Annotated in this window: 23 protein-coding genes; 20 read left to right on the top strand and 3 right to left on the bottom strand. The window is 50.4% G+C overall.

Annotated elements, in window-relative coordinates:
• Positions 1 to 13: 13 nt before the first annotated feature.
• From LKD70_RS01010 to LKD70_RS18580, 5 genes are all read left to right on the top strand, one after another.
• Entirely contained in the window at positions 14 to 1,390 is a 1,377-nt protein-coding gene (locus tag LKD70_RS01010; RefSeq protein WP_227706192.1) for an MATE family efflux transporter, read from the top strand.
• Positions 1,391 to 1,407: 17 nt separating this feature from the next.
• Positions 1,408 to 1,716, top strand: coding sequence for a response regulator (locus LKD70_RS01005; RefSeq protein WP_407690871.1), 309 nt, complete (start codon positions 1,408 to 1,410; stop codon positions 1,714 to 1,716).
• Between the two features lie 180 nt (positions 1,717 to 1,896).
• Positions 1,897 to 2,586, top strand: coding sequence for a Maf family protein (locus LKD70_RS01000; protein ID WP_227706191.1), 690 nt, complete (start codon positions 1,897 to 1,899; stop codon positions 2,584 to 2,586).
• Positions 2,587 to 2,601: 15 nt separating this feature from the next.
• On the top strand, positions 2,602 to 3,003 hold the full coding sequence (locus LKD70_RS00995; protein ID WP_320442571.1) for an AAA family ATPase: 402 nt from the start codon (positions 2,602 to 2,604) through the stop codon (positions 3,001 to 3,003).
• The gene (locus LKD70_RS18580; protein ID WP_320442570.1) at positions 3,000 to 3,197 is read left to right on the top strand and encodes a hypothetical protein; all 198 of its coding nucleotides are present in this window, start codon (positions 3,000 to 3,002) and stop codon (positions 3,195 to 3,197) included. The genes LKD70_RS00995 and LKD70_RS18580 overlap by 4 nt, the downstream gene beginning before the upstream one ends.
• 153 nt (positions 3,198 to 3,350) lie before the next feature.
• On the opposite strand, the gene LKD70_RS00990 is transcribed toward LKD70_RS18580, so the two are convergent.
• Complete coding sequence (locus LKD70_RS00990) at positions 3,351 to 3,917, bottom strand: M48 family metallopeptidase (RefSeq protein WP_227706190.1); 567 nt, start codon at positions 3,915 to 3,917, stop codon at positions 3,351 to 3,353.
• A 171-nt stretch (positions 3,918 to 4,088) separates the two neighbouring features.
• Here LKD70_RS00990 and LKD70_RS00985 point away from each other — a divergent pair, with 171 nt between their 5' ends.
• The 5 genes from LKD70_RS00985 to LKD70_RS00965 all read left to right on the top strand — a co-directional run bounded on the left by LKD70_RS00985 (position 4,089) and on the right by LKD70_RS00965 (position 10,164).
• The gene (locus LKD70_RS00985) at positions 4,089 to 4,766 is read left to right on the top strand and encodes a response regulator transcription factor (RefSeq protein ID WP_227706189.1); all 678 of its coding nucleotides are present in this window, start codon (positions 4,089 to 4,091) and stop codon (positions 4,764 to 4,766) included.
• Between the two features lie 68 nt (positions 4,767 to 4,834).
• The gene (locus LKD70_RS00980; protein ID WP_227706188.1) at positions 4,835 to 5,776 is read left to right on the top strand and encodes a sensor histidine kinase; all 942 of its coding nucleotides are present in this window, start codon (positions 4,835 to 4,837) and stop codon (positions 5,774 to 5,776) included.
• A 98-nt stretch (positions 5,777 to 5,874) separates the two neighbouring features.
• Positions 5,875 to 6,555 (top strand): ABC transporter ATP-binding protein, encoded by a 681-nt coding sequence (locus LKD70_RS00975; protein WP_227706187.1) that lies wholly within the window; start codon positions 5,875 to 5,877, stop codon positions 6,553 to 6,555.
• Entirely contained in the window at positions 6,552 to 9,026 is a 2,475-nt protein-coding gene (locus tag LKD70_RS00970) for an ABC transporter permease (protein WP_227706186.1), read from the top strand. The genes LKD70_RS00975 and LKD70_RS00970 overlap by 4 nt, the downstream gene beginning before the upstream one ends.
• 211 nt (positions 9,027 to 9,237) lie before the next feature.
• Positions 9,238 to 10,164: a hypothetical protein gene (locus LKD70_RS00965; protein WP_227706235.1), complete on the top strand. Its 927-nt coding sequence runs from the start codon at positions 9,238 to 9,240 to the stop codon at positions 10,162 to 10,164.
• On the opposite strand, the gene LKD70_RS00960 is transcribed toward LKD70_RS00965, so the two are convergent.
• Positions 10,075 to 10,800 (bottom strand): hypothetical protein, encoded by a 726-nt coding sequence (locus tag LKD70_RS00960; RefSeq protein WP_227706185.1) that lies wholly within the window; start codon positions 10,798 to 10,800, stop codon positions 10,075 to 10,077. The genes LKD70_RS00965 and LKD70_RS00960 overlap by 90 nt on opposite strands.
• 659 nt (positions 10,801 to 11,459) lie before the next feature.
• Between LKD70_RS00960 and LKD70_RS00955 the strand changes: the two genes are divergently transcribed.
• The 10 genes from LKD70_RS00955 to LKD70_RS00910 all read left to right on the top strand — a co-directional run bounded on the left by LKD70_RS00955 (position 11,460) and on the right by LKD70_RS00910 (position 20,063).
• A complete protein-coding gene (locus tag LKD70_RS00955; RefSeq protein WP_227706184.1) occupies positions 11,460 to 12,119 on the top strand; it encodes a F0F1 ATP synthase subunit A in 660 nt (219 codons plus the stop codon).
• 44 nt (positions 12,120 to 12,163) lie between these two features.
• Positions 12,164 to 12,385 (top strand): ATP synthase F0 subunit C, encoded by a 222-nt coding sequence (gene atpE / locus LKD70_RS00950; protein ID WP_227706183.1) that lies wholly within the window; start codon positions 12,164 to 12,166, stop codon positions 12,383 to 12,385.
• Between the two features lie 54 nt (positions 12,386 to 12,439).
• On the top strand, positions 12,440 to 12,943 hold the full coding sequence (gene atpF, locus LKD70_RS00945) for a F0F1 ATP synthase subunit B (protein WP_227706182.1): 504 nt from the start codon (positions 12,440 to 12,442) through the stop codon (positions 12,941 to 12,943).
• Positions 12,921 to 13,454, top strand: coding sequence for an ATP synthase F1 subunit delta (atpH, locus tag LKD70_RS00940; RefSeq protein WP_227706181.1), 534 nt, complete (start codon positions 12,921 to 12,923; stop codon positions 13,452 to 13,454). Before atpF ends, atpH begins: the two co-directional genes overlap by 23 nt.
• Positions 13,451 to 14,965 carry a F0F1 ATP synthase subunit alpha gene (gene atpA, locus LKD70_RS00935; protein WP_407690870.1) on the top strand — a complete coding sequence of 505 codons (1,515 nt, stop codon included), beginning with the start codon at positions 13,451 to 13,453 and terminating at the stop codon, positions 14,963 to 14,965. Before atpH ends, atpA begins: the two co-directional genes overlap by 4 nt.
• Before the next feature lie 4 nt (positions 14,966 to 14,969).
• On the top strand, positions 14,970 to 15,854 hold the full coding sequence (gene atpG, locus LKD70_RS00930) for an ATP synthase F1 subunit gamma (RefSeq protein WP_227706179.1): 885 nt from the start codon (positions 14,970 to 14,972) through the stop codon (positions 15,852 to 15,854).
• A gap of 148 nt (positions 15,855 to 16,002) precedes the next feature.
• Positions 16,003 to 17,409 (top strand): F0F1 ATP synthase subunit beta, encoded by a 1,407-nt coding sequence (gene atpD / locus LKD70_RS00925; protein ID WP_227706234.1) that lies wholly within the window; start codon positions 16,003 to 16,005, stop codon positions 17,407 to 17,409.
• Between the two features lie 17 nt (positions 17,410 to 17,426).
• Positions 17,427 to 17,843 (top strand): ATP synthase F1 subunit epsilon, encoded by a 417-nt coding sequence (gene atpC, locus LKD70_RS00920; protein WP_227706178.1) that lies wholly within the window; start codon positions 17,427 to 17,429, stop codon positions 17,841 to 17,843.
• A gap of 386 nt (positions 17,844 to 18,229) precedes the next feature.
• Positions 18,230 to 19,282, top strand: coding sequence for an inorganic phosphate transporter (locus LKD70_RS00915; protein WP_227706177.1), 1,053 nt, complete (start codon positions 18,230 to 18,232; stop codon positions 19,280 to 19,282).
• A 157-nt stretch (positions 19,283 to 19,439) separates the two neighbouring features.
• Entirely contained in the window at positions 19,440 to 20,063 is a 624-nt protein-coding gene (locus tag LKD70_RS00910) for a DUF47 domain-containing protein (protein ID WP_227706176.1), read from the top strand.
• 318 nt (positions 20,064 to 20,381) lie between these two features.
• Here the strand turns inward: LKD70_RS00910 and LKD70_RS00905 are convergent, their stop codons facing one another.
• On the bottom strand, positions 20,382 to 21,290 hold the full coding sequence (locus LKD70_RS00905) for a hypothetical protein (protein WP_227706175.1): 909 nt from the start codon (positions 21,288 to 21,290) through the stop codon (positions 20,382 to 20,384).
• Positions 21,291 to 22,213: the final 923 nt, after the last annotated feature.

Raw genomic sequence — 22,213 nt, 5'->3', positions numbered from 1 at the left:
AGGATGAGTGTAAATGAAAAAAAGCAGTAATAAAATTCAGTTGTTTGAGAACGCTCCGATTGCGGAAGCTGTTGCAAAGCTGTCTGTGCCCATGATTTTCAGTTCGCTTGTGATGGTTCTTTACAATATGGCGGACACCTATTTTGTCGGCATGCTGAACAATCCGGTGGAGAACGCGGCGGTATCGCTGGCGGCTCCGGTTCTGCTGGCGTTCAATGCGGTAAACAACCTTTTCGGAGTGGGGACTTCCAGCATGATGAGCCGGGCGATGGGGAGGAAAGATTATGACACCGTCTCTAAAAGCTCTGCGTTCGGCTTTTATTGTTCGCTCATATGCGGGATCGCGTTCGGGCTTTTGTGCGCGGTGCTGAACAGACCTCTTCTTTTGCTTATAGGAGCGGACGCGACAACCAGTGCGGCCACCCACGGTTACATGATGTGGACGGTTTACTTTGGAGCGGCTCCTTCTATTTTGAATGTGGTGCTGGCCTATCTTGTACGGTCGGAGGGCGCCTCCATGCATGCAAGTATCGGTACAATGAGCGGCTGTTTTCTCAATATAATCCTGGACCCGTTTTTCATCCTGCCCTGGGGCTTAAATATGGGGGCCGCGGGAGCGGGACTTGCGACGTTTTTGTCAAACTGCGCGGCGTGCCTGTATTTTTTTGTACTGCTGTATGTAAAAAGAGGAGATACGTTTGTCTGCATTGATCCGAGAAAGTTCTGCCTGCGCAGAGATATTGTGCGGGAAGTCTGCGGAGTCGGAATACCGGCATCTATCCAGAACCTGCTCAATGTAACCGGCATGACCATTCTCAACAATTTTACGGCGGCGTACGGTGCGGATGCGGTGGCCGCCATGGGGATTACATATAAGATCTATATGGTGCCGATGCAGGTTGCCATGGGATTTTCCCAGGGAGTGATGCCTCTGGTCAGCTATACATTTGCGTCAGGCGACAGAGCCAGGATGAAAAAGGCCATCCTGTTTTCCGTCAAGATTATCGTGCCGGTTCTGGCGGCGGTGAGCATTATATATTATGCTGGGGCAGAGCCGCTGATCGGCCTGTTTATGAAAAACCAGACAATTATTATGTATGGATCAGCATATCTGAGGGGATTCTGTCTGGGAATTACATTTCTGGGAATTGATTTTCTTGCTGTCGGCGTATTTCAGGCCCTTGGGTTTGGCCAATATGCCCTTATATTTGCCGTCGTGAGAAAAATTGTGCTGGAGATTCCCGCGCTGTTCCTGCTGAATTACTTTTTCCCGCCTTACGGAATCGCCTACGCGCAGTTCGCGGCTGAACTGATTCTAAGCGTGTGCGCGGTTATTATACTTCGGCGCATTTTCCGGAAATACGGGAATGCGCCCTGGAATATATACTGACCGGAAAATATGACGGAGTGATCCTGGATGTCATGCTGCCCGGGATGGACGGACTGGCTGTGCTGAAAAGCGCAAGGAGCCGGGGGTGTACGGTCCCGGTGCTGATCCTGACGGCAAAGTCAGAGATAGATGACAAGGTGGAAGGGCTGGACAGCGGCGCCAACGACTATCTGACCAAACCGTTTTCGCCGAAAGAGCTTCTGGCACGTATCCGTGTAATGACACGGGGGCAGACACTGTCTGCGGACTCGTCCCTGAAACTCGGAAATATCATGCTGAACCGGGCCTCTTTCTTTTCAGATATATCCGATGATATTATTCGATGAAGCAGTGCGGATCATTCAGGACGGGCGTGAAGATAATACAGTATGTACGGCAATTGTATCAGCATCTTCGATGTGCTATAATTCAGATAATCCGTGTCCGCAAAAGAGGCATGGAGGCGGACAGAAAGAACTGTCCGCCGCAGGAGGAAAAATAATGCGGGTGTACCCGGAGGAAGTAATATGAAGAAAATAGAAAAACGGATTATCCTGGGCTCGGCTTCTCCGCGCAGACGAGAGCTGCTCTCTCAGATCGGCGTGGACTTTGAAGTCAAAGTCAGCAATAAAGAGGAAATCTATACAAGCGATATTCCGGAGGAGATCGTAAAAGAACTGGCGCTTATGAAGGCGGAAAATGTCGCCTCGGAGATGGAGGAAGAGAAGGCGGATGCCGCAGCGTCATCCGGGAAAGCGGGGGCGGAAGCAGCAGACGCAGACGGCGCAGCGGGCGGACGGCTGAGAGATACGGTCATTATCGGGGCGGACACGATCGTTGTGCTGGATGACAAAATACTCGGAAAACCGGCAGATGAAAAGGACGCCGCGCGGATGCTGAGAAACCTTCAGGGCAGATGCCATGAGGTGTATACGGGTGTGGCGATGCTCGATTATGACAGCAGGGGAGAGAAGAGAACGACGGTTCATGCGGTCGGGACAAAGGTGTATGTCAATCCCATGACGAAAGAGGAAATCGACAGCTATATTGCCACAGGAGAGCCGATGGACAAGGCGGGAGCATACGGTATACAGGGAAGATTCGCTGCGTATATCGACCGGATTGACGGGGATTACTACAACGTAGTCGGGCTGCCGGTGTCGTATGTGTATGGGGAGCTTGCGAAAGCAGAAGAAGAGACAGAACTGCCGCGCTGAAGGGAGCGTGAGGATATGGCGAAGAAGGTATCGATCGGTTATCAGGAGTTCGACGATATTATAAAGAATGATATATTTTACATTGATAAGACATCGTTTATAAAAGAATGGTGGGACAGCGCGGACCGGGTCACACTGATCACACGTCCGAGAAGGTTTGGAAAGACGCTGACAATGGACATGCTGAAAAACTTCTTTTCGGCAGAACTGCCCGAGAACGGGGAACTGTTCCATGGACTTGCCATATGGAAAGAGGAAGAATACAGAAAACTTCAGGGCACTTATCCGGTCATTACACTCAGTTTTTCAGATATCAAGGAAAACTCCTATTCCCAGGTACGGAAGAAAATATGTGAGGCGGCTCTCCGGTTATCTTCAGAAATATTACGGCAAAAAGGTGATCATTTTACTGGATGAGTACGATACGCCCTTACTGGGCCAATACGAGTTCCAATCATCTGGCGGACAGACTGATCCGGGAGGGCGGCACGGAAATTAAGATGCAGTTTGAGGAACTGCTTGGCGGCGGACATATCCGTACCCAGATTGACGAGCAGATCGTATATGATCAGCTCTCAGAGCGCTGCTCGCGGATAATCTCCGGGCGATGAATGTATATATGAACCGCGTGGCGGTAAATACATTCAGCTTTGGAATCCCGGCAGAGCAGATCCGCAGATACGGCTTTGCCTTCCGCGGCAAAGAGGTACTGATTGGAAAAGGATAGCTGACAGAAAACAGGGATATTGGGAGACGGTATTACATTATACTGCCTCCCATAGTTTCTGTCCATTCTCCCGCAGCCACTTCTTCTGCCTGCGGTAATCCGGCAGCACGGACTCCACCACTGCGTAGAATGCCCGGGAGTGGTTCATCTCTTTTCGGTGCGCCAGCTCGTGGACAACCACATAGTCGAGCACTTCCTCCGGCGCGAGGATGAGCCGCCAGTTGAAGTTTAAGTTGCCCCTGCTGCTGCAGCTTCCCCATCGGGTTTTCTGCTCCCGGATCGTGATGCGGCCATAGGTGACGCCCATGATCCGGGCGTAATACTCTGTCTTGCGGACAAAGATATCCCGGGCGATCTTCATATAGCGCGCCCGGTCTTTTTCTGAAAGCGGAGGATGGTTATCCTGCGGATGGTTCCTGCGGCGCTCTTCGGCTTTTGCAAGCTGTTTTAGCACCCAGCTTTCCTGCTTTTTTACAAAGGAATCGATAAAGGAGCGGGGACAGCGGTAGGGGGCACGCACTTTTACCGTGCCGTCAGATGTGACCTGGATCGCCACGGTTTTGCGGCTGCTGTATATAATCTCGTAGTTAAACGGTTTTTTCATGAAGTTCTCCCTGGATAATGAATATATGTTTATCTCAGTTCACCAGTGTACAGGAAAAGCAGAGAGATGGCAAGCGCGGGGCGGGAAACATTGAACCGGCGGGAGCAGAAATGTGGAGATGACAGGGACAAAGAGCCGGCAGAAACAGGCACGAATCATGGAGGAACAGAAATGGAACACATTTTAATCATAGAAGACGACGATATCCTTGCCCAGGGAGTGAAGCTCAACCTTACTCTGGCAGGATTTGATGCCGGAATCGCGCCGAACCTGAAAACGGCAGAGCAGATGGTAAAGTCCGGCGGATGGGATCTCCTTATTCTGGACGTAAATCTTCCGGACGGAGACGGCTTTGGCTTCGCAAAAGCGCTTCGAGCGGAGGAGGACGTTCCGGTGATTTTTCTGACGGCAAGAGATATGGATGAAGACATGATGCGGGGATTTTCCGCGGGAGCGGACGACTATATCACAAAGCCGTTCAACGTGCAGATCCTCGTGCAGAGGGTGCGCGCCGTGCTGGGGAGATACCGCTCGGGGAAAGAAAAGCGGGAACAGATCAGAACCGGAAATCTGGAGATAGATTTTGAATCATGGCGGATCTTAAAGAACGGGCGGGAACTGACGCTTACACCGACGGAGTTTAAGCTTCTGAGGAAGTTCTGTGAGAATCCGGGCATTGTCCTGACGCGGCAGGTGCTTTTGGAAGAACTTTGGGACAAGGATGAAAATTTTGTGGACGAGCATACGCTGACGATCTTCATGAGCAGGCTGCGGAACAAGATTTCAGATAAAGAACATTCCTATATAAAGACGATCTATGGAACCGGATATCAGTGGGTTGGAGAATAGCGGTGGAATGTCTGTGGCGTGACAGGAAAATGATATGAAAATGGCAGGAAAATGCGGAGGAAGAACGGATGATGTACCGGGTGATGCTGATCCTGGCTTTTGTGCTGCTTCTTGCGGCAGCTGCGGCCGGGATCTGGCTGGATATGAGAAGAAAATACATTGCCTATACGGAAGCGGTATGCGGCAGTATTGACGATCTGCTGGCAGGAAAAGGGACGGCCGGGTTCCGGCTTGATGAGGATACGCTCCTCTCGAAGACGCAGATGAAGCTGAAGTATCTTAATGAGATTACTGCTGCCGCGGCCAGGGAGAGCGAGCGGCAGAAACTGGAGGTACAGGGAGTCGTCTCGGATATCTCCCATCAGCTCAAAACTCCGATCGCTAATGTGGTGATGTACTGCGACACGGCGATGAACCCGACGCTTTCCGGGGAGGAGCGCAGGCGGTGCATGGAGGTTCTCAAAGGCCAGGTGGCGAAGCTTGATTTCCTTGTGCAGTCCATGATCCGCATGTCCAGGCTCGAGCAGAACATGATCACTCTGCGGCCGGAACCGACAGACTTAAGACAGCTTATGGAGGACGCGGCGGAGAGCGTTGCCGTGTCCGCGGAGAAAAAGCATATCTGCACGGAAGTCGACTGCCCGGAGGATGCCGTGCTTTCCTGCGATGAGAAATGGACGCTGGAGGCGCTCTTTAATATTCTTGACAATGCGGTGAAATATTCTCCGGAAGGAAGCAGGATACGAATCTGCTCGGAGCGGATGGAGATCTACACGAAGATTACCGTCGAGGATGAGGGCATCGGAATCTCTCCGGAACATATCAACGACGTGTGCAGGCGGTTCTTCCGGGAGGAGAAAGCGGCGAAGACGGAAGGACTCGGCATCGGCCTGTATCTGACAAGAGAGATCTTAAGCAGGGAGACAGGATATCTGAAAATCCGCTCGAAAGAGGGGAACGGGACTGCGGTGTCCGTGTATCTTTTAAATGAGGAGCCGTCCGCCGGCTGAGCGGATACGGCATATTTGTACGATTTTTTGTTTCCTGAGACTTTTCTGAAACATTTCCCTGTTATCCTTTCAATATCAACAGAAAGGAGAGGCAGAAAATGAGTATTCTGATCACAGAGAATCTGAAAAAATATTATGGAAAAGAACCGAATATCGTGCGCGCTCTTGACGGGGTGTCGCTCACTGTTGAAGAGGGGGAGTTTGTCGCTGTTGTGGGAACAAGCGGGAGCGGCAAGTCTACCCTCTTAAATATGATGGGCGGACTGGACGTGCCGACAGAGGGCGAGGTCATCATTGCGGGGAAGAAGCTTTCCGGAATGAATGACGAGAACCTGACCATATTCAGAAGAAGGAGGATCGGGTTTGTCTTCCAGAACTATAACCTTGTCCCCATTCTGAATGTGTACGAGAATATTATCCTTCCGGTATCTCTGGACGGGGAGAAGCCGGACGACACGTATATCAAAAAGGTGATCGGGCTTCTCGGCCTGAAAGACAGACTCACTGAGATGCCGGGAAACCTCTCCGGCGGACAGCAGCAGAGAGTGGCGATCGCAAGAGCGCTTGCCGCAAAACCGGCGCTGATCCTGGCGGATGAACCCACGGGAAACCTGGATTCAAAGACAAGCCAGGATGTGCTCGGACTGATCCAGGCGTCAAGCAGACAGTTCAACCAGACCGTTGTCATGATTACTCATAATGAAGAGATCGCCCAGACTGCGGACCGCATTATCCGGATTGAGGATGGAAAAATCACGGAAAGCAGGTGGACTGTATGAGCCGTAAGAGAGACAGAAAAGCAGCGAAAGCCGTAAAGAGGTCCGGGGGAAGAGCGGCGGCGAACAACAACGCCGGGTTTGTGCGCTCCCTTGCGGTCAGAAGTGTGAAAAGCAGCCGGCTGAGAAATGTCTTCGTTATCCTGACGATCGTCCTTTCCGTCAGCCTGCTTTCGGTAATGGCACTTTTCTATTCGGGGATCGAAACTGCCACGAAGCGCCAGGTAGCGGTGATGCAGCACATCATTTACTCCGGGCTTACGGAGGATCAGCTGGGAGAGATGGCACAGGATGACCGGACCAGCTACGTGATCGGCCTGAAGAGCGGCCAGAGCGTACAGATCGACGGAAATATGGTACAGCCCTCGGCCTATACGGCGCCTCTGAAAGAGGACGGGGCGCAGATAACGACGATAGAGCCGTCTGTGGGAGAGATACCGGATGAGCTTGATGAGGTGATGCTCTCAGACGCTTATTTAAACCGGATCGGGAGCACGGCGAAACCGGGAGATACGGTGTCTTTTACATGGCTTGACGGGACCACGGAGACTTACGTGCTGTCCGGCCTCTATCACACAGAAGAACATATGTCGGTATACGGAGTTTATTTCTCCGAGGAGTATGCAAGAGAGGGAAGCCAGCTCAAAGATGTTCCCTGGCAGGCTGCGGTCTGCTTCCACGGGGCGGATGAGCTGACCCAGTCAGAGTTTCAGGAAATGGCATATTCTTTCGGCGATGAGTACGGACTTGCGCGGGAAAATATGAATATCAACAACTATTTCCTCGATGTGCTGCCGGGCAACTCGCTGAAAATGCAGCAGACGTTCGTAATTATCGGCGTGGGAATCGCGCTTCTCTTTATCGGTGTGCTTGTCATTTACAGTGTCTTTTATCTGTCTGTAGTTGGAAGAATCCGGCAGTTCGGACAGCTGCGGACGATCGGCATGACAAAGCGGCAGATCCGGAAAATGGTGCGCATGGAAGGGCTGATTTTAAGCGCGGCCGGGATTCCCATAGGGCTTGTGATCGGCGGGGCGGTCGGATATGCACTGCGTCCGGATGGCTGGAGCTGGATTAATACGGCTGTCATCGCGGCGGCGGTGGCAGCGGCAAACGTCGTCATGGTGCTGATCTCCGTGCAGAAACCGGCAAAGACTGCCTCTTCGATCTCCCCTGTGGAGGCGGCGAAATATTCCGGATATGATGGGGAGAAAGCGGGAAAGACGAAGAAACTGGCGAGAAAGATTACACCCGGAAACCTTGCGTTTATGAGCCATTCCAGAAACAGGAAAAGATCTGCGCTTACGATGCTGTCCATGGGGATCGGCGGTATCCTTTTCATGCTGGCGGCTGTGTATGTGACGTCTGCAAATCTGGAGGACTATGCCCGGCAGGGTGAGCTTGGATACGGGGAGTTTCTCATCAACTATTCTTATAACCTTCAGCAGACAGCGGAGCACGGGCAGACGGATCTGCAGATCGCCCATCCTCTGGGGGACGACCTGCTGCAGCAGATTCAGGATATCGACGGCGTGAAGAAACTTCATGTGATCGAGTCCCTGGAAACTGGCTGGGAGTCAGAGGGATTCGGAGACGACTATACGAATGTACAGCCGTTTTCGCGAGAACGCACGGAACCGCTTCTGAACGCGGACGGTATGGAAGGCGAATTTGACTATGACGATATGGTTGCGCAGGACGGGATAATCTGCTTAAGTTCCGCCTACTGGGAGGAAGTGTATGGATGGGCTCCGGAGCTTGGCGATAAAATAACGCTGAGATGGTATGACGGAGAGGCCATGCAGGAACGGACGTTTACGGTCATGGGAACGATGAGCAAAGTGCTCGACCAGGAGGCCGGAGACACATATGCGGATTTCCTTCTCCCGGAGGATACGTTAAAAGAGATGACAGAGGGGATCAACCTGAGAGAGGCTGTTGTCGTTGAGACGGACATGGAGAAGATGGAGCAGATCGATGCTGCACTGAGCGGGATCGTAAAGCAGGAGCCCTATCTTTCCTGTCATACGCTGGAAGAGCAGATGCTCCAGGTGCAGTCGCAGTTTACGCTTCTCTTCTCGATTATGGTGGGCTTAAGCGCATTCATCATAGGGTTCGCCCTGATCAACCTTGTCAATACGCTGATCACGAATATCCTGACAAGAGATCACGAATTTGCCATGCTCCAGTCTGTCGGGATGACGAGAAAACAGCTTACGAACATGCTGCGTACCGAAGGAATTCTCATGGCTGCCGGAAACATTGCGATCACGCTGATCGGAGGAACGGCTGCGGGATATGCGATGATTCTCATACTGAGGCATTTTGAAGCAGACTATATGAACTTTGTATTTCCGGTCTGGTTTTTCCTCGGATATGCGGTGTTTATTGTGCTCGTTCCGGTGCTGATCACAGAGTGCATGGTGCGCAGATTTCAGAAGAGGACGCTTGTGGAGCGGTTGAGAGAGCAGTAGGCCGAGCAGCTCTATGGCTGAACTGATATAAAAATGTTCGGGACAATTCCGCAACACTGTGGTACAATCTTCTCTATCCAGAACTTAAAAGATAATGAAAGGGAAGAGGGTGCTGCATGTGAGTGAGGAGAAAAAGAAGACGAACGGTCCGGCGCCGGAAGGAGAGCCGCGCAGAAAGGGAAGGCTGAAAAATTTCGGAGAGGCGCTTTACATGGAACTGAGAGAACACAAGAGTTCGTTTATTGTATATTTTACACTGCGTGCTCTTGTGATTCTCATGCTTGTTCTTCAGCTCATTAACAGAAATTATGAAAATGTATTTTTATGCGCTCTGACGCTTCTGCTTCTTGTCATACCGAGTTTTATCCAGATTACGTTCCGGGTGGAGCTGCCGACGACGCTGGAGATTATTATTCTCGTCTTCATATTTGCCGCGGAGATACTGGGAGAGATCAGCGAATTCTATCTGGTATTTCCGTTCTGGGACACGGTGCTTCACACTGTCAACGGATTCCTGGCGGCAGCCATCGGGTTTTCGCTGGTTGACCTTTTGAACCGAAGCGAGAGGACATCATTCCATCTGTCTCCGATATTCACGGCGATTGTGGCGTTCTGCTTCTCCATGACGATCGGAGTTGTGTGGGAGTTTTTTGAATTTTTTATGGACCAGGTAGTCGGCTATGATATGCAGAAAGACACGGTGATCCATGTGATCCGCTCGGTGACGCTGGACCCGGCCGGAAGAAATGTGCCCTATGTGATTGACGGCATCACAGAGACTGCCGTGAACGGACAGGAGCTGGGACTTGGAGGGTATCTTGATATCGGACTGATAGACACCATGCAGGATCTGATTGTCAATTTTATCGGTGCGTTTATCTTTTCCGTATTCGGGTTTTTGTATGTAAAGAACCGGGGGAAGGGGATTTTTGTGGGAAGCTTTATTCCCCGGAGAAAGTCCGCTGACCGGGATTTTCTGAAGATTTCTGTGGAGATGGACGAACTGGAGGAAAAAGGAGTCAAGATCCCGCGGAGACATCCGGGGATGCTACCTCCGCCGCCGCAGGATGCGGAAGACGGCGCCCCAGAGCAGAAAGAGGAGGAAAGCCCCGGTGATGGAAGCGGTGATGTAAACTAGGATGGCCGCGCTGTTTCCGATGAGCGGCACCAGATCGCGGAAGACGATCTGCTGCATCCGGTAATCGGGATTGATGTAAAACATGTTGATTGTTCCGAAGCGGTCAAAAGACAGGTTGAAAATTTCGGCCGCAAGGCAGCATGCCAGATAGAGGAGCGTGCTGCGAAGAAACGGGCGAGGCGGATATTTTGAGGAAAGTGTGCTGGAAAACAGCACGCTTTTCCTTTTCTGCAGCAGATTATTCAGAAACAGGACTCCCGCGCAGAGCCCGATGAAGATGAGGGCAAAATGCCACAGGTATGAGTGGACGGTCAGTATGGGAAGCGGATAGTGCAGCCCGCTTGTGTCTGCGAATACGGCGATGCCGCCCAAAAGGGAATATGTCATGAGAAAGCAGAGAAGCATCCTGCGGATGGAATCACTGCGAAACCACGGCCAGGCGAGAAGTACATACATGGGAATGCTGCAGAGCTGGAAGGGAAAATACCACCAGTTGTACTGGCCGTTTCCGAGGATAAAAGTCAGAGTCAGCTGCTTTGCGGCCTCGCTTCCCGCCAGAATCAGGCCGCAAAGAAAGAAAAAGCGGTCTGAGAATGTGGAAAAATATGAAGCTTTCATATGCCGGATAAAATTCATTGTGTCAGCCTCCCGGATGCGCGGTGTGAACAAAAATGCCTGCGGCTTATCGCCAATTAGTATATATTTCCTATTATAGACAGTATTCCTGATATATCCAGAGATAAGTTTGCTATTTCAGGGCGAAATTATACCGGATTTGGAAAGCGATTTTGACAAAAACTGAATTGGGAATTTGGGGAAAAGCAAATATTACTGTACAAAATTTACAAAAATGTATGATAAAAATAGAGAAATGCATACGAAATTTAACAGAAAAAGAAATACAAAGGCTCCGACACAAAATGATAGATAAAAAATGAATAAAAATTCATATTGTATTGTTGAAAAAAAGGACAAATTGGAATAAAAAACAGGGCTTGCCAAAAAAAGAATCTGCTCGGTATAAATGTTGACAAAACCGGGGCCGGGGCGTAATATTTAGTCAGCTTTCGAGAAAACTATATAATAAGGAAAGCTGTCCTCGTCTGAGAAGAAAAATGTCTTTTCGGGCGCAGGCCTGCCGGGAACTGAAAAGTGAAAAAGGATCTAGGGGGTTCAATGAAGAGCAGCTCTTTTTTTTATGCTCAAAAGACTCTGTCCCGTATCCTTTTCGTACCTGCGGATGAAAAATCAAATGAAAAGGAGGGAGTAATACGGGAGATCTGACAGAAACACTTATGGAAGAACTAAGCTGTGAGACAGTCTTCACTCTTCCGGTCCTGGGGGATATCTCGGAGTCAGTAGCCGTCACCTGGATCATTATGGCGGTACTCGTCATTCTGTCCATTATACTGGTGCGGAATCTGCGTGTTGAGAACCCCGGAAAAGTACAGCTCGCCCTGGAAGCTGCTATCGGATGGGCACAGGATTTCCTGGAAGGGATCCTCGGAAAGGAAGGAAGAAGATACATTCCGTATCTGATCACAGTCCTTCTCTATCTGGCAGCCGCCAATACGCTCGCGCCGCTGTTCGGCTTTAAACCGCCGACAAAGGATCTGAATGTGACGGCAGCGCTTGCGATTATGAGCATGTGTCTGATTGAGTATTCCGGCATCCGCAAAAACGGAGTCGGTCACTGGCTGAGACATTTTACAAAACCTGTGCCGCTTGTGACGCCGATTATGGTGCTTGAGATTGTAATCAGACCGCTGTCGCTGTGTATGCGACTTTTCGGAAACATGTTAGCCGGATTTGTGGTGCTGGAACTTCTGAAGTTTTTCGTGCCTCTTATTATTCCGATCCCGGTCAGTTTTTATTTTGATATTTTTGACGGCCTTCTGCAGGCGTATGTATTCGTATTCCTGACATCGCTGTTCATGACCGAGGAGATGGAATAAGAACATCAAACATTAAATTCAGTTGATAAAAGGAGATTACTATTATGGAAACAATTATTGCTATCGGAGCAGGTATCGCAGTTATGACAGGTATTGGAGCAGGTATCGGAATCGGTGTCGCTACAGGAAAGGCAATGGATGCAATCGCAAGACAGCCTGAGGCTGAAGGCAAGATCAGCAAGAACCTGATTCTCGGATGTGCGCTTGCCGAGGCAACCGCGATTTACGGCTTCATTATCGGACTTCTGATCATCATCCTTCTTTAAATTCAGTCAGAGGCAGATACGGATATAAGATAGTGAGAAAGGCGGGTGGAAAAGGTGATTTCAATTAATATGAGCCTTGTCTATACCATTATAAACCTTGTCGTTCTTTATCTTCTGCTGAGACACTTCCTTATCAAACCGGTGACACAGATCATGGAAAAGAGAAGGAAACTGATCGAAGACGGGCTGAAAAATGCGGAAAATACACAGAATGAAGCCCTTCAGCTAAAGCAGGAATATGAGAATGCTCTGAGCGGAGCAAAAGAGGAATCCATACAGATTATCGAAAAGGCGCGTACAACCGCGAAAGCGGAATATGACCGTATCGTCGGCGAGGCGGGAAATCAGGCGGGCAGCATCATCGAGTCCGCGAAGGAGACGGTACGAATCGAACGCGAGAAGACAATGCAGGAAATGCAGGCAGAGATCGCAGGGCTTGCCGTTGCGTCCGCTGCAAAGCTCATTGGCAGAAATACAGACGACCAGGAAAACCAGGATCTATACGATCAGTTTTTGAAAGAAGCAGGTGAGAGCCATGAAGACGCAGACAACGACTGACGTACGATGCTCTTCTACGGCGGCCGGATACGGCAGAGTGCTGTACGAGCTGAATCTTCCGGAGGAGACCGTGCGGAAAACACGGGAGATCTTTGAGGAAGTTCCGCAGCTTACGGATATCTTTACGAATCCGACCATTGCCCTGAAGAAAAAGCTGAGTGTGATCGACAGAGTATTTCCTCAGGAAATAAGAAATTTCCTGAAAACGGCATGCAAATATCAGAGAATGGATCTCATAAAGGAGATATTTGCGGCGTATGACAGGTGCGTGGATGAGCAGGGAAAGGTACTCAACGCCGTGCTGATATGCACCACACCTCCCAGCGAGGATCAGAAGAAGGGAATGGAGGCGTTCCTCTGCAGAAAATACGGCGCGGGAGAAGCGCGTATCAAAATACGCAGGGACGATACGCTTCTCGGGGGATTTATTCTCCGCGCGGGAAGCGACGAGTATGACTGGAGCATGAAAGGACGCCTGAACAGATTGAAAGAAACATTAACCTGGAGGTGAAAAAGGTGAGTTCATTCAACTCAGATGAGATTATCTCTATACTCCGGGAGGAGATAGAGAATTTTGATAAGATGAGCAAAGACAGTGAAGTCGGAACTGTCGTTGCTGTCGGTGACGGGATCGCTACGATCTACGGAATTGACCATGCCATGTACGGGGAGATCGTCACATTTGAAACCGGACTTAAGGGAATGGTTCAGGATATCCGAAGAGACGAAGTCGGATGTATCCTTTTCGGAAGTGACTCGGAGATCCGCGAGGGCACGAAAGTGACCCGCACGGGAAAGAGAGCGGGTGTTCCGGTAGGCGACGCGTATATCGGAAGAGTCATCAACGCCCTCGGAGAGCCGATCGACGGAAAGGGAGAGATCGAGGCGTCGGACTACCGGCCGGTCGAGAACGCGGCCCCGGGTATTGTCGACAGAAAATCAGTAAGCGTCCCTCTTGATACGGGTATCCTTTCCATTGACGCGATGTTCCCGATCGGCCGCGGACAGCGTGAGCTGATTATCGGAGACCGTCAGACCGGAAAAACGTCTATCGCCATGGATGCGATGCTGAACCAGAAGGGGAAAGACGTTATCTGTATTTATGTTGCCATCGGCCAGAAGGCATCTACGGTGGCGCAGGTTGTAAACACACTGAAAAAATACGGCGCGATGGATTACACGATCGTTCTGTCCTCCACGGCAAGCGACTGTGCGCCGCTTCAGTATATTGCCCCGTATGCGGGAACTGCCATGGCAGAGTATTTTATGTACCAGGGAAAAGACGTGCTGATCGTCTATGATGATCTGTCCAAGCATGCGGTTGCGTACCGTGCGCTTTCTCTTCTGCTGGGGCGTTCTCCGGGACGTGAGGCATATCCGGGAGATGTCTTCTATCTGCATTCCAGACTGCTGGAGAGATCGAGCCGGTTAAGCGAGGAGAAAGGCGGCGGATCTATCACTGCGCTGCCGATTATCGAGACGCAGGCCGGAGACGTGTCCGCGTACATTCCGACCAACGTGATTTCGATCACAGACGGACAGATTTTCCTGGAGAGCGGACTGTTCGCATCCGGAATGAGACCTGCGGTGAACGTAGGACTTTCCGTGTCCCGTGTGGGAGGCGCCGCTCAGACAAAGGCGATGAAGAAGGCGTCGGGAAGTATCCGTATTGACCTTGCGCAGTACAGAGAGATGGAAGTGTTTACGCAGTTCAGCTCTGATCTGGATGCGGCGACAAAGGAACAGCTTGAATACGGAAGCGGCCTGATGGAACTGTTAAAGCAGCCCCTCTATCACCCGCTGTCACTTCACGAGAAGGTGATTACGCTCTGCGCGGCGACTCACAAGCTGATGCTTGGAGTTCCCCGTACAGAGATCAAGAAATTCCAGAACGACATGCTCGCTTATTTTGAGGCGAACCGGCCTGAAATCGGACAGGAAATCGAGGAGAAGAAGGTACTGTCTGACGAGCTCATCGAAAAGATCGTGGAGACGGCAAAGGAATTCAAGAAGAGCAGGTGACAACATGGCAAATATCAGAGAGATACAGGGCAGAATCAACAGTGTCAAAGACACGATGAAGATTACGAATGCTATGTACATGATCTCTTCGTCCAAGCTGACACAGGCGAAGAAAAAACTGAGTGATACAGAGCCGTATTTCTATGCGCTGCAGGGCGAGATATCAAGAATTCTGCGGCATTTGCCGGAGCTGGAGCACAACTATTTCCTCCGCAGGGAAGAGATTCCGGCTGCCGAGCGTAAGATCGCGTCCATCGTGGTGACGGCTGACAAGGGGCTTGCCGGCGCGTACAATCACAATATTGTGAAGCTGGAGGAAGAGATCCTGGCGAAGCCGGGAATCCACAGGCTCTTTATTGTAGGGGAATACGGAAGACATTACTTTTCGAGGCGCGGCGTGGAAATCGACACGCATTTTCAGTATACGGTACAGAATCCGACCATGCACCGGGCAAGAGACATTTCGGGTGTTCTGCTTGAGCAGTTTGAGGCGGGGGAACTTGATGAGATTTATATCGTATACACGCGGATGGAGAATTCGATTCAGTCTGAAGCAGAGGTGGTTAAGCTGCTGCCGCTTGAGAGAAGCTCCTTCAATGAGATGAAAATGCCGCTCAACGTACACCGCGAGTTTATTGAACTGTATCCGTCGGCGGAGAGTGTGCTGGACAGTATTGTGCCAAATTATGTGACGGGAATGATCTACGGATGTCTGGTCCAGGCATATGCGAGTGAGCACAACGCCAGAATGATGGCGATGAAATCGGCTACAGACAGTGCCGAGGAGCTGATTCACGATCTTTCGATCGCGTACAACAGAGCCCGGCAGGCCGCGATCACGCAGGAGATCACAGAGGTCTGTGCCGGTGCAAGAGCGCAGCAGAAATAGCGGAAACGCAGAAACAGAGGCGCGGAAGAAAGCAGCGGATGTGCCAAAGCCGAAGCGTGGAAGCAGAAACAGCGGAAGCAGAGCTGTACCGGCAGGGGCGATGGAATATCGGAGCGCGGCCGGACTGCAGCAGAAAGAGAGACAGAACATGAATAAAGGAAGAATTACACAGGTGATGGGGCCTGTTGTTGACGTATTATTTGAAGACGGCGACCTTCCCTTTATCAAAGATGCGCTGGAAGTTGAAAACAACGGAAAGAAATGCATCATGGAGGTGGCCCAGCATCTCGGAAACAATGAGGTGCGCTGCCTGATGCTGGCTGCAAGCGAGGGGCTTCACAGAGATATGGAAGTCACTGCGACAGGAGCAGGCATCAAGGTGCCTGTCGGAGAGAAGACTCTCGGCAGACTGTTTAATGTACTTGGCAAGACGATTGACGAAGGCGGGGAGATCACAGATTCTCCGCAGTGGGTCATTCACAGAAAACCGCCGACATTCGAAGAACAGAGCCCGGTAGTGGAGATCCTGGAGACGGGTATCAAGGTTATCGATCTTCTTGCACCCTACGCGAAGGGCGGTAAGATCGGACTCTTCGGAGGCGCGGGTGTTGGAAAGACCGTGCTGATTCAGGAGCTGATCCGGAATATCGCTACAGAGCACGGAGGATATTCCATTTTCACAGGAGTCGGAGAGCGTTCCCGTGAGGGAAATGACCTCTGGACAGAGATGAGAGAGTCCGGAGTTCTCGAGAAGACGGCCCTTGTGTTCGGGCAGATGAACGAGCCGCCCGGAGCGCGTATGAGGGTTGCGGAGACAGGACTTACGATGGCGGAGTATTTCCGTGATGAGGAACACAGAAACGTGCTTCTCTTCATCGACAACATTTTCCGTTTCACACAGGCGGGATCTGAGGTGTCCGCCCTGCTCGGGCGTATGCCGTCGGCTGTTGGATACCAGCCTACGCTTGCGACAGAGATGGGTGAGCTTCAGGAGCGTATCGCTTCTACGAAGAACGGATCAGTTACTTCTGTGCAGGCAGTTTACGTGCCGGCCGATGACCTGACAGACCCGGCGCCGGCGACCACATTCGCCCATCTGGATGCAACGACAGTGCTTTCGAGAAAGATTGTAGAGCAGGGAATTTATCCGGCGGTGGATCCGTTGGAGTCAAGCTCCCGTATTCTGGAGGCTGACGTGGTCGGCGAGGAGCATTACACAGTTGCGAACCAGGTGAAGGCAATCCTTCAGAAGTACAAGGAACTGCAGGATATCATTGCGATCCTTGGTATGGAAGAACTTTCCGATGAGGATAAGGCAACGGTAATGCGTGCGAGAAAGATACAGAGATTTTTGTCCCAGCCGTTCTTTGTGGCGGAGACATTTACCGGAACACCCGGCAAATACGTGCCGCTTGCGGAGACAATCCGCGGATTTAAGATGATTATTGACGGTGAGATGGACGAGTATCCGGAGTCCGCATTTTTCAATGTGGGAACAATCGACGATGTGATTGAGAAAGCGAAGGCAGAGGCGGCCGAAGAGGAGAATCGCTAAAACAGGAGTGGATGCACATGGAAACATTTGGTCTTAGGATCATAGCAAGTGACAAAATTTTCTATGACGGGCGCTGCCGGAAGCTGATTATTCCCGCCACGGACGGAGAAAAAGGGATTCTGGCATATCACGAAAATATGGTAATCGCCATTGCAGTCGGAATCGCTCATATGGAGCTTGAGGAAGGGCAGTGGACAGACGTGGCTGTGGGAACCGGATTTGCAGAGATCGTCAACAACCGTGTAACCCTGCTTGTGGACACGGCGGAGCGCCCGGAGGACATCGACGTGCGCCGCGCCGAGGAGCAGCGGGAGAGAGCTGAGGAACAGATGCGGCAGAAGCAGAGCATACAGGAGTATTATCATACCCAGGCATCTCTGGCGAGGGCTATGAACAGGCTGAAACTCGCCCAGGAGAAGAAGTGGAATCTGTAGAAGAGTCTGCGGGATTCTGAAAACAGAACAGGGAACAACCGGAACATCCGGCCGGCAAGGCGCTGTTTTTATACTGAGAGGCAGTATAAAGACAGCGCTTAGTTTTTGTGAGGAAATACATACATTTGTTGACACATGGGGAATCTGATGTTATATTTAGGTTAAAAATATGTAAAATAAACAGCAGGAGGAAGCCAATGTAACATATAGGATATTGCGTGCGGGACAGCACGCCGGCAGTTGTTTTCCAAGTGCTGTTTTTTTGTGCAAAAATACCGGGCCCGCATTTGCCTGAGTCCGTTTGAGCGGCATGGCATTGTAAAAGTCCGGTGTTTTCTGCGCAGTGTCAAGGAATTTCCAACAGACAGAAAGAAGAGGGAGGAACTATGGATATATCATTTTCCGGTTTTTGTGAACAGGTGTTTTCTAATCCGGTCCTGCTGATCACCGTTGCTCTTACACTGGGAGTAATCTTTGTAAACGGCTGGACGGATGCGCCGAACGCGATTGCAACCTGCATCGCGACCCGTTGCCTGAAGGTGCGCACGGCAATTATGATGAGCGCGGCGTTTAATTTTCTCGGAGTTCTTGTGATGACGAAGATCAACAGTGCGGTCGCATCGACCATCAGCAATATGGTTGACTTCGGGGGCGAGACGGATGAGGCGCTTATCGCGCTTTGCGCGGCTCTGTTTTCCATTGTTGTGTACAGTGTTGCCGCTTCCGTGTTCGGAATCCCGACAAGTGAAAGCCACAGTCTGATCGCGGGACTTTCAGGAGCCGCAATCGCCATACATAACGGAATCGGAGGCATCAATTTTGACGAGTGGGTAAAAGTTCTGTATGGACTGGTGCTCAGTCTTGCGCTCGGGTTCTTTATGGGCTGGGGAATCTGTAAGATTATCGCGATTATCTGTGCGGGAATGGACCGGCGCAGGACGGACAAATTCTTCAAGCCGGCGCAGATCTTCGGCGCGGCGTTCATGAGCTTCATGCACGGAGCCCAGGACGGTCAGAAATTTATCGGTGTCCTTTTTCTCGGAATGGCCTTCTGCAATGGTCAGAACAATGTGGTCGGCATGGTGATTCCGGTCTGGCTGATGCTTCTGTGCAGTGTGGTTATGGGTGTGGGAACAAGTGTCGGCGGAGAGAAGATTATAAAATCCGTGGGAATGGATATGGTGAAGCTGGAGAAGTTCCAGGGCTTTTCAGCCGATCTGGCCGGAGCGGTCTGCCTTCTCCTCTCCAGTGTATTCGGTATTCCGGTGTCCACGACACACACAAAGACAAGCGCGATTATGGGAGTGGGCGCGGTGAAACGTCTTTCCGCGATCAACTTCGGCGTGGTGAAGGACATGATGCTGACGTGGATTTTCACATTCCCGGGATGCGGACTGATCAGTTTTATCGTTGCGAAGATTTTCGTCGCAGTTTTATAGAAATTTTCGCCGCGGTTTTATAGAAAAACAGAAAAGAAAAAGAAAACAGAAAAAAATTAAGAAATAGAGAAAATAAGAAACATAGAAAGCAGAAAAAATGTGCCGCAGATCATGCAAGGAAAAGGCGGCCGGACAGATGTCAGAGGAGGAAGAAAAAATGGCAAAGAAACAGGATTCATTCTATTTTGACAATTTTATAGCATGTGCAGAAGATTCATGCAAAGCGGCTCAGATGCTCAAAGAGACACTGGAAAACTTTGATGTGGACAGGCTGAAAGCACAGCTCGACCGGATTCACCAGATTGAGCACAGTGCTGACATGAAAAAGCACGATATGCTGGACCGCCTTGCAAAGGAATTTATTCCTCCGATTGAGCGGGAAGATATTGTTTCCCTGAGCCAGAATATTGACAATATGACGGATAAAGTGGAAGATGTCATGCTCCGCGTATATATGAACAACGTACAGACAATCGAGCCGGATGCTCTTAAGATGGTCGAAGTTGTTGTTCAGTGCTGCGAAGCAGTCCGGGAACTGCTCGTCGAATTTAAGGACTTTAAGCGCTCAAAGAACCTGAAGAGCCTGGTAATCCGTATCAATGACCTGGAAGAAGTGTGCGACAAGCTCTTCCTGAACAGTGTGAGAGATCTTTACGCCGAGTCGAAAGACCCGCTCCGTATTATTGCATGGAGGGATATCTATATTTATCTTGAACGCTGCGCGGATGCGTGTGAACATGTGGCTGATGTGGTAGAAGGGGTTGTGATGAGTAATTCATAACTTGTGATTTTACGAGGAAATAGTATGGTTTCGCCGGAAGGAGGATGCTGGTTTCACCCGCACTTCCGTTCGGGACGCAGCGCAGCGGTGCATAAGGCCGCAAAGGACGCGGCCTAAACACCGGCGCTGCTTTACGGGGTTCAACCAGCATCCTCCTTCCGGCTGGGCGCATCCGGGAACTACATTTATATCAAATTTGTTTATGGGTCAATAAAGTTCCGTCTTTTATCTTTTGTTTTTGCTGATTTGTCGGGCGGATACACCTCTGTTCTGATGCACGCGGATGTTTATCCACTCAGTGCCCCGACAAATCAAAACTTATCCCTTTTTGTACTTTTCCAGTTCCGCGTTTGTGATATTGCAGTAACTTATAATCTGTTCGTCGCTGAGTCCCTGCTGGATCATATTCCGGATAATTTCCCGAAGGTTTTCCTCCATCCCTTCCTGTCTGCCGGCCTCTCTGCCCTCATTCCAGGCAGCTTCGCGCTCCTGCATCATATGACGTTCCTGATTATATTCAAAAATACTCATTTCCTTCGCCTCCGCCCTGTGTTTCTCCAGAAATTCTTTCAGGATTCCTTCGCTGAGACATTCCCTGATAGCGAGCTCCACGGCTTCTTCCAGTTCCATTGTCTTTGTATACTCCCGGATCTTGTCCGTGTACACGGCATAGTCCCGGAGTGTCCGGCACGCTCTTTTTAGAGGAGCGTTATTATCTCCTGAAATATTCAGCATGACGGTTTCCAGCTCCAGCCGGATCTCTTCTGTTTTGAAAGTGTACAGATCAGACAGTTTCCTGACCATCCGCTCCGGCATCTCCTTTTCCCCGTTATAGAAAATGATGAACTCCGGCGGCGGAAGTTTTACTGCCGCCGTACCGTACAGGTTGTCGTTTTTCGTCATTCCCGAGTAGAGCTGGGAAATGTAGAAAAGGAACCTCAGCGGCAGATTCGGGTTGTAGGTGGACTGATGCTCGTACAGGGAAAGCCTGCCGTCGATGAGAAAAGACAGATCGTTTCTCATGGACATGTAAATCGCATTTTTCAGAGTGTTGATTTTCAGCAGCTTGGGATCCGTATAGTGTTTTCCCGTCATTGCATTGTAAAGTTCCAGCAGATTGTTCTTATCTTCAAAGAGCATGATAAACAGTGTGGATTTGAATGTACGGTTGATCGTGTTGCCTGCACCGGCTCTCTTCCATCCGGATTTGCGGTTGCGTTTTGCCATATGACAGCCTCCTTTTTGAATAAATGGTGCAGAAGAGACTGTTTCGTCCAACTGATCCTTCCGAAAAATCTCTCTGCTGTGTTGAATGGGAATAAAAGCATTGAGATTTTCCTGAATGTGATTAGAATTTCTGAAATGGCATCGTGCATTCTTAGAATAAAAACATGCTGGAAATGGTTAATGCTTTGTGTGTATCATAACATATGCGGACGAAAGTTGCCAGTGGCAAGTTGTGATTTGACGGAGTGAGTAGGATACGTCCGCTGTAAGGAGGGTGTTGGTTTCACCCACACTTTCGTTCGGGACGCAGCGCAGCGGTACATAGGTGCGCAAAGTACGCACACCAAGTACCGGCGCTGCTTTACGGGGTTCAACCAACACCCTCCTTACGGCTGGGCGCATCCAGGCACTCTGAAAATCACGGGGATAGGAAAGAAGGCACCGAGGCGCTGGGCGGCGCCTCGATATAAAGTGTGAGTGAGGAATATGATCGAGCTATAACTCAATTATCGGAATGTGGCTTATCGCTGATGCAAAATATATTTACACTGCTGATTTGCCGGAGGAAACAGCTGATTGAATGAAGCCCAGCGTGCGGCAGGTCACGGTGTCCCGCAGCAGGCCGTGAAACAACGCTGGTGCTTAGAGCGTGTCCTTTACGCTCTTATGCACCCACTGCGTTGTTTCCCGAGCGAAAGCGATGCCTGTGAGGGATAGCGTGATCTGATGCATGCGGATGTTTATCCACTCAGTGCCCCTCTCGACAAATCAGCAATTTTTCTTGCATTTTACAGAATGGTATACTACAATAAATATGCTTATGCAATATAAAAGTGACGGCGTATGACGGTGTTTTGGACGGGATTTGACGGAGAATGACAGGTTATGCCGGAAGTGAGAGATCTGATTTATTGCAGTTTTCA

It is taken from the genome of Ruminococcus turbiniformis (genome assembly GCF_020687545.1).
In the GTDB taxonomy this organism is placed as follows: Bacteria; Bacillota; Clostridia; order Lachnospirales; family Lachnospiraceae; genus Mediterraneibacter; species Mediterraneibacter turbiniformis.
The sequence above is the reverse complement of the archived record's forward strand: the minus strand, read 5'-3'. Positions and strand labels throughout refer to the sequence as shown.

Coding starts and splice junctions, on each gene's coding strand:
- LKD70_RS01010 (WP_227706192.1), top strand. CDS start 14: ATGAAAAAAAGCAGTAATAAAATTCAGTTGTTTGAGAACGCTCCGATT.
- LKD70_RS01000 (WP_227706191.1), top strand. CDS start 1,897: ATGAAGAAAATAGAAAAACGGATTATCCTGGGCTCGGCTTCTCCGCGC.
- LKD70_RS00995 (WP_320442571.1), top strand. CDS start 2,602: ATGGCGAAGAAGGTATCGATCGGTTATCAGGAGTTCGACGATATTATA.
- LKD70_RS18580 (WP_320442570.1), top strand. CDS start 3,000: ATGAGTACGATACGCCCTTACTGGGCCAATACGAGTTCCAATCATCTG.
- LKD70_RS00990 (WP_227706190.1), bottom strand. CDS start 3,917: ATGAAAAAACCGTTTAACTACGAGATTATATACAGCAGCCGCAAAACC.
- LKD70_RS00985 (WP_227706189.1), top strand. CDS start 4,089: ATGGAACACATTTTAATCATAGAAGACGACGATATCCTTGCCCAGGGA.
- LKD70_RS00980 (WP_227706188.1), top strand. CDS start 4,835: ATGATGTACCGGGTGATGCTGATCCTGGCTTTTGTGCTGCTTCTTGCG.
- LKD70_RS00975 (WP_227706187.1), top strand. CDS start 5,875: ATGAGTATTCTGATCACAGAGAATCTGAAAAAATATTATGGAAAAGAA.
- LKD70_RS00970 (WP_227706186.1), top strand. CDS start 6,552: ATGAGCCGTAAGAGAGACAGAAAAGCAGCGAAAGCCGTAAAGAGGTCC.
- LKD70_RS00965 (WP_227706235.1), top strand. CDS start 9,238: ATGGAACTGAGAGAACACAAGAGTTCGTTTATTGTATATTTTACACTG.
- LKD70_RS00960 (WP_227706185.1), bottom strand. CDS start 10,800: ATGAATTTTATCCGGCATATGAAAGCTTCATATTTTTCCACATTCTCA.
- LKD70_RS00955 (WP_227706184.1), top strand. CDS start 11,460: ATGGAAGAACTAAGCTGTGAGACAGTCTTCACTCTTCCGGTCCTGGGG.
- atpE (WP_227706183.1), top strand. CDS start 12,164: ATGGAAACAATTATTGCTATCGGAGCAGGTATCGCAGTTATGACAGGT.
- atpH (WP_227706181.1), top strand. CDS start 12,921: ATGAAGACGCAGACAACGACTGACGTACGATGCTCTTCTACGGCGGCC.
- atpG (WP_227706179.1), top strand. CDS start 14,970: ATGGCAAATATCAGAGAGATACAGGGCAGAATCAACAGTGTCAAAGAC.
- atpD (WP_227706234.1), top strand. CDS start 16,003: ATGAATAAAGGAAGAATTACACAGGTGATGGGGCCTGTTGTTGACGTA.
- atpC (WP_227706178.1), top strand. CDS start 17,427: ATGGAAACATTTGGTCTTAGGATCATAGCAAGTGACAAAATTTTCTAT.
- LKD70_RS00915 (WP_227706177.1), top strand. CDS start 18,230: ATGGATATATCATTTTCCGGTTTTTGTGAACAGGTGTTTTCTAATCCG.
- LKD70_RS00910 (WP_227706176.1), top strand. CDS start 19,440: ATGGCAAAGAAACAGGATTCATTCTATTTTGACAATTTTATAGCATGT.
- LKD70_RS00905 (WP_227706175.1), bottom strand. CDS start 21,290: ATGGCAAAACGCAACCGCAAATCCGGATGGAAGAGAGCCGGTGCAGGC.